Here is a 5,859-nt window from a genome sequence, read left to right as displayed (position 1 = left end):
GCCGGAGACATCGACGAACTCGCCAAGCGCTTCGAGGATCATTACTGATCGACGTTTCGCGGCCGGACGAGGAGACTCGCCCGGCCGTTGCTTTGCTGATCACCCGGGCGAACGCAGGCAGCCCACCTGAGCAACTCCGACGAACCGTCGGGAATGATTGAAGGAAGTACACGTCATGAATCACGGCAAGGTTCACCGGAAGCTCAACCGCACCGCCGAGCATCGCAAGGCGATGTTCGCCAACATGTGCGCCGCGCTGATCAAGCACGAGCAGATTGTCACCACGCTGCCGAAGGCCAAGGAACTGCGGCCGATCGTCGAGAAGCTGATCACCCTCGGCAAGAAGGGCGGCCTCGACAAGCGCCGCCAGGCGATCGCCGAAATGCGCGACAAGGATCAGGTCAAGAAGCTGTTCGACGTGCTGGCCCCGCGCTACGCCGACCGCAACGGCGGCTACACCCGCATCATCAAGGCCGGCTTCCGCTACGGCGACAACGCCGCGATGGCGGTGATCGAATTCGTCGACCGCGACGAAGACGCCAAGGGCAAGGACTCCGGCCCGACCGAAGAAACCGCCGCGGCATAAGCCGACCGGCATCCGGTCAGTTATTTTGGAAAGGCGGTGCCGAAGGGCGCCGCTTTTTGTTTCGTGTAGACCGCTGCGCTGCCCCACCATCAACCGTCATCCCCGCGAATGCGGGGACCCAGTATCCCAGAGCGCCAGCTTTCATCATCAGCGCTCTGGAATACTGGGTCGCCCGGGCAAGCCGGGCGATGACCTCTGAATATGGAGTAGGCGCCGCGCACGAAATCGCGTCTTGCGCTTGCGGCCATCACTCCCGACGTTACGTCAGCTATCGCGCTGACCAATATCATCGGGAGTAACTCCATGCACATTGATCTGTCCGGCAAGACCTCACTCGTCACCGGCTCCACCGCCGGCATCGGCCACGCCATCGCCAAGGGCCTCGCCGCGACCGGCGCCAATGTCGTGGTCAACGGCCGCAGCCAAGGCAAGGTGGACGAGGCGGTGGCGGCCGTGAAGAAGTCCGCCAAAGGTGGCACCATTACTGGCGTCGCCGCCGACGTCTCGACCGCCGAGGGATGCGCCGCCCTGGTGAAGGCCCAGCCCGACGTCGACATCCTGATCAACAACACCGGCATCTTCGAGCCCAAGGGCTTCTTCGACATTCCGGACGAGGATTGGCAGCGCTTCTTCGACGTCAACGTCATGAGCGGTGTGCGGCTGTCGCGCGCCTATATGCCGGCGATGCTGAAGCGCAACTGGGGCCGCATCGTCTTCATCGCCTCGGAATCTGCGCTGATGATCCCGAAGGAAATGATCCACTACGGCATGACCAAGACCGCCCAGCTCTCAATCTCGCGCGGCCTCGCCGAGCTGACGCGCGGCACCGCGGTGACGGTCAATGCGGTGATGCCGGGCCCGACGATGAGCGAAGGCGTCAAGACTTTCGTGGCCGATCTCGCCCGCCAGAACGGCCAGTCCGAGGCGGAGGCCGCCGCCAACTTCGTCAAGCAGCACCGTCCCGGCTCCCTGATCCAGCGCTTCGCCACCGTCGAGGAGATCGCCAACATGGTGGTGTACGTCTCGTCGAAGGAAGCCGCCGTCACCAACGGCGCCGCACTCCGCGCAGAAGGCGGCCTGGTGCAGACGATCGCGTAGTCCGTTTCCGTTTGCTGCAATCTATTAGTCAGTGCTCGCGTCGCCCTCACCCCAACCCTCTCCCGCAAGCGGGAGAGGGGGCCCGCTGCGGTTGGGGGAAGGCAATCATTTCATCTCTGGCTTCGTCACAACTCCCATCTTGTACCAATAGAGGTGCGCGGCAGCGTTCATCCGAAGCGCCGCCGCAACGGCAGCGCGCTCCCTCTCCCGCTTGCGGGAGAGGGCTGGGGTGAGGGCGCTACCGGGCACGGCGCCCGCAGCTCAGTCCTGCACCGTCAATTGCGGCTTCATCACCAAGCCGAAGCTGCGCAGCTGGCCGAGCAGCTCTCGATAGCCGAAGGCCTGGCAGCCAGAGGCGAAGCCGGGGCGGTTCGGTGCCTTTTGCAGCAGCGAGTAGGCCGCGTAGGCCTGCAGCAGGCCGGTCTGCTTGTAGTTGCAGTTGCCGTGGATCACGCAATGCGCGCGGCCGAGCGGACCGGACGCATAGACCGAGTCGATCGAGGTGTTGATCCGCGGGTTTTCGCGCGGCGGCATCGTCGCCTGCAACGTCGCGGCGATATCCGCCAGCGCCTTCTCCTGGTCGGCGGGCGGCAGCGGCTTGATCTGCTCCTTGACCATCTGCGTGGTCTGCACCACGCCTTCCATCACCGGTCGCGCCAGCACGCCGCCCATCACCTTGCAATTGGCGACGCGCGGATCGTTCTTGAACCATACCGGATGCGCGGTGCCGCCCCACGGCACGGCGATCGCGGTTTCGTGCTGGCCGGGCACCACGACGTCGGCGCGGGCGGTGACGTCCCACGGCAGATATTTGTTCTGCTCGAGGTAGTACCAGTCGGCCTTGAGGATGGTGAAGATCGTCTGGGTCGAGGCGTAGGTCGGCAGCCCCTTCCAGAACACCAGGATGTCGAGCGTATCGAGGCCTGGCGTCTCCAGGCAGATGTTCGCGGCGATCTCGCCGGTGGTGTACATCTGCGCGAGGTTGGGGGAGAGCAGCAGGCCCTTGGCGGCGAACGCATCGCCCCATGTCGACTGCGCCTTCAGCACCCAGTCCTGCTCGCCCGTCGTATCGAGATAGTGACAGCCGGCGGCGAGGCACGCTTCGACCACTTCGGGCCCGTATTTGATGAAAGGGCCGACCATGTTGCTGACGACGCGGGCGCCCTTGAATAATTCCGTCAGCGCCGCGACGGTGTGCTCGACTTCGACGACTTCGTAGTCGGCGGTCTCGATACCGGGGATCTTGTCGACCACGGCCTGCACCTTGGCCTTGTCGCGGCCGGCCGCGATGAAGGGCACGTTGTACTCACGCAGATATTCGCACACCAGCCGGCCGGTGTAGCCGGAGACGCCGTAGACCACGACGGGTCGCTTGTCGCTCATGTTCGTTGTCCTTGTATGTGGGGATGCGTCAGGTGCCCATGCCGCCGTCGACCGGAAGGCCGGCGCCGGTGATGAAGCGGGCGGCGTCGGTGCAGAGGAACACCACGGCGTCGGCGATGTCGGCGACCTCGGCGAGGCGGCCGAGCGGGGTCTGCTCGATCACCGAACCGACCGCGGCGTTGACATCGGCCGCCAGCCCGAGCGCGGCGATATCCTGAGCGAGCTTGAGCCCCATCTCGGTCGCCGCAAGGCCCGGATACACGCAGTTGACGCGCACGCCGTAGCCGAGCTTGCCGGCTTCCATCGCGGCCACACGCGTCATCCGGTCGACCGCCGATTTGGTCGCCGAGTAACCGCCGATCGCCGGATAGGCGATGGTCGCCGCGACCGAGGAGATGTTGACGATCGCGCCGCCTTTGCCGGCTGCGCCGTCCGGCCGCATCGCGCGGAAGGCGTGCTTGATGCCGAGCGCGGTGCCGACGACGTTGACGTCGCACATCCGCCGCATGTCGGCGGCGCTGACGTCGGCCATCAGTGAGGTCAGCTCGATGCCGGCATTGTTGATCAGGATGTCGTAGCCGCCGAGTTCGGCGATGGTGGCGGCGACGGCCGCTTCCCATTGCGCTTCATCGGTGACGTCGAGCCGTGCGAATCCGGTTTTGACGCCGGCCGCGCCCAGCTTGGCGGCGGTTTGCTGCCCGAGGTCCGTCAGCACGTCGGTGATCATCACCGACGCCCCGGCCTTGCCGAGCGCGGTGGCGATCGCTTCCCCGATGCCGCGCGCGCTGCCCGTCACCAGCGCCGTTTTTCCAGACAGAGTCGTCCCGTTCATCGTCTTCCTCCCTGTGAAAAGGCCAATTCCGTCAAGGCTTTGTTGGATCGCTCAGGCGGCTCCGGTTGGGCAGGAGGCCGCTTGAAAACGTTCGCCTTGACGATTGACCAATTTTTGTTGGACGATTGTCAAAATATATCTGGACGATTGTCAAGAGTTCCGGCTGATGAAACGGTGATTTTCCTGCTCGGCCCGGGCATGATGAGCGGACGCCGACGCAGTGCGGCACGAATCGAAGGCGAGGAATGACGGAGCAACTGCTCGAACGAAAACCGCGCGGGGAGGCCACGCCGAAGCGTGGCGCCAGGCCGCCGGTCGACAAGTTCAATGCGCGGCGGATCGAATTGGCCGAGGCGGCGCTCGAGACGCTGGCGGAGATCGGCTACGCCCGCACCAGCTTGCGCGAGATCGCGCAGAAGTCCGAGTTCAGCCACGGCGTGCTGCACTATTACTTCAGCGACAAGTTCGATCTGATCTGCTGCAGCGTGCGCTACTACAAGGGCAAATGCGTCACCCGCTACGATCAGATCACCTCGACGGCGCGCAGCCGCGACGAACTGCTGGACGGCTTTCTCGACAAGCTCGGCGAATCGATGCGGACCGAAGCGGCGATGCATCGCCTGTGGTACGACCTGCGCGCCCAGGCGCTGTTCGAAACCGCGTTTCGTGACGACGTCACGGCCATCGACAAGAGCCTCGAAGACATGGTCTGGCGCGTGGTGTCACGGTTTTCCGAACTCGGCGGCAAGACCCCGGCGATGTCGCCCGAGTCGCTGTACGCGGTGTTCGACGGGCTGTTCCAGAAATATCTGCTGCGGCATCTGTCCGACGATGCGCAGGCGATCCCCGAGCTGCAGGCCGAACTGCGGCGGCTGTTGCCGATGATCGGGTAGGTGAGGGGCTGGTGATGCGGGAGCTCGGTCCGCCCCGAGCACAGCGTCATACGCGGGCTTGACCCGCGTATCCATCGCGCGAAGCGCAGACGACAACCAGGTTCCTTGCGAAGAGGATGGATCGCCGGGTCAAGCCCGGCGATGACGTGGTCAGATGGAGTTGGCTTCCGGACCGACTACTCGCTCGTCATTCCGGGGCGCTCGCGTTAGCGAGCGAACCCGGAATCCAGAAATTGGGACGAAGAACTCAGCGCGCGGTCCGGCGCAGAGATTCCGGGTTCGCGCTGCGCGCGCCCCGGAATGACTCGCGGAGAGGGTGGGGGCCCGACAAGACTAAGCGCGGAGGCCTAATCCCACCCCTCCAGCACGATCTTGCCCTTGGCCTTGCCGCTCTCGATCAGCGCATGCGCTCGCTTCAGGTTGGCGGCGTTGATGGTGCCGTAGGTCTGGTCCAACGTCGTGCGTAGCACGCCGGCGTCGATCAGGCCGGCGACTTCGTCGAGCAGATCGTGCTGGGCGATCATGTCGGCGGTCTCGAACGTCGAGCGCGCGAACATCGCTTCCCAGTGCAGCGAGGCCGACTTGGCTTTCAGCAGCATCGGATTGATCGGCTGCACCGGGTCGTCGATCAGCGCGATCTTGCCCTGCGGGGCGAGGATGTCGACGAGCTGCTCATAATGCTGATCGGTGTTGGTCAGGCTGGCGATCAGCGCCACCGGCGGCAGGCCGAGCGCGTCGACCTGTGCCTTCATCGGCTTCGAATGATCGATCACCGCGTGCGCGCCAAGCTCGCGGCACCAGGCCTGCGTCTCGGGCCGCGAGGCGGTCGCGATGATGCTGAGGCCGGTGAGGCGCCGTGCGAGCTGGATCAGGATCGAGCCGACGCCGCCGGCGCCGCCGATGATCAGCAACGTGCGCGGATCGAACGCCTTGCTGGGCTGCGCACCGAGCCGGTCGAACAGCATCTCCCAGGCGGTGATCGAGGTCAGCGGCAGCGCCGCAGCCGGCGCGAAGCCGAGTGTCTTCGGCTTGTGGCCGACGATGCGCTCGTCGACGAGATGGAATTG

General features: G+C 65.0%; 7 protein-coding genes. 4 read left to right on the top strand and 3 right to left on the bottom strand.

Translation table 11 applies throughout. The annotated features are described in order from the left end of the window. The first annotated feature begins 175 nt into the window (after positions 1-175). Both rplQ and I5M_RS13540 read left to right on the top strand, forming a co-directional pair. Positions 176-586: a 50S ribosomal protein L17 gene (gene rplQ / locus I5M_RS13545; protein WP_022721887.1), complete on the top strand. Its 411-nt coding sequence runs from the start codon at positions 176-178 to the stop codon at positions 584-586. A gap of 303 nt (positions 587-889) precedes the next feature. Further along, positions 890-1,684: an SDR family NAD(P)-dependent oxidoreductase gene (locus I5M_RS13540; protein WP_022721886.1), complete on the top strand. Its 795-nt coding sequence runs from the start codon at positions 890-892 to the stop codon at positions 1,682-1,684. A gap of 261 nt (positions 1,685-1,945) precedes the next feature. Here I5M_RS13540 and I5M_RS13530 read toward each other — a convergent pair whose 3' ends face one another. Together I5M_RS13530 and I5M_RS13525 are read right to left on the bottom strand one after the other, a co-directional pair. Next, positions 1,946-3,067 (bottom strand): DUF5938 domain-containing protein, encoded by a 1,122-nt coding sequence (locus I5M_RS13530; protein WP_022721884.1) that lies wholly within the window; start codon positions 3,065-3,067, stop codon positions 1,946-1,948. A 28-nt stretch (positions 3,068-3,095) separates the two neighbouring features. Then, a complete protein-coding gene (locus I5M_RS13525) occupies positions 3,096-3,899 on the bottom strand; it encodes an SDR family NAD(P)-dependent oxidoreductase (protein WP_022721883.1) in 804 nt (267 codons plus the stop codon). 81 nt (positions 3,900-3,980) lie between these two features. Here I5M_RS13525 and I5M_RS32740 point away from each other — a divergent pair, with 81 nt between their 5' ends. Both I5M_RS32740 and I5M_RS13520 read left to right on the top strand, forming a co-directional pair. Beyond that, positions 3,981-4,148 (top strand): hypothetical protein, encoded by a 168-nt coding sequence (locus I5M_RS32740; protein ID WP_159103997.1) that lies wholly within the window; start codon positions 3,981-3,983, stop codon positions 4,146-4,148. Continuing rightward, positions 4,145-4,792 (top strand): TetR/AcrR family transcriptional regulator, encoded by a 648-nt coding sequence (locus I5M_RS13520; RefSeq protein ID WP_022721882.1) that lies wholly within the window; start codon positions 4,145-4,147, stop codon positions 4,790-4,792. The genes I5M_RS32740 and I5M_RS13520 overlap by 4 nt, the downstream gene beginning before the upstream one ends. A 347-nt stretch (positions 4,793-5,139) precedes the next feature. Here the strand turns inward: I5M_RS13520 and I5M_RS13515 are convergent. Further along, positions 5,140-5,859: zinc-binding alcohol dehydrogenase family protein (locus tag I5M_RS13515; RefSeq protein ID WP_022721881.1), on the bottom strand; the 720-nt coding region annotated here is incomplete at its 5' end.

It is taken from the genome of Rhodopseudomonas sp. B29 (assembly GCF_000333455.1).
In the GTDB taxonomy this organism is placed as follows: domain Bacteria; phylum Pseudomonadota; class Alphaproteobacteria; order Rhizobiales; family Xanthobacteraceae; genus Rhodopseudomonas.
The sequence above is the reverse complement of the archived record's forward strand: the minus strand, read 5'-3'. Positions and strand labels throughout refer to the sequence as shown.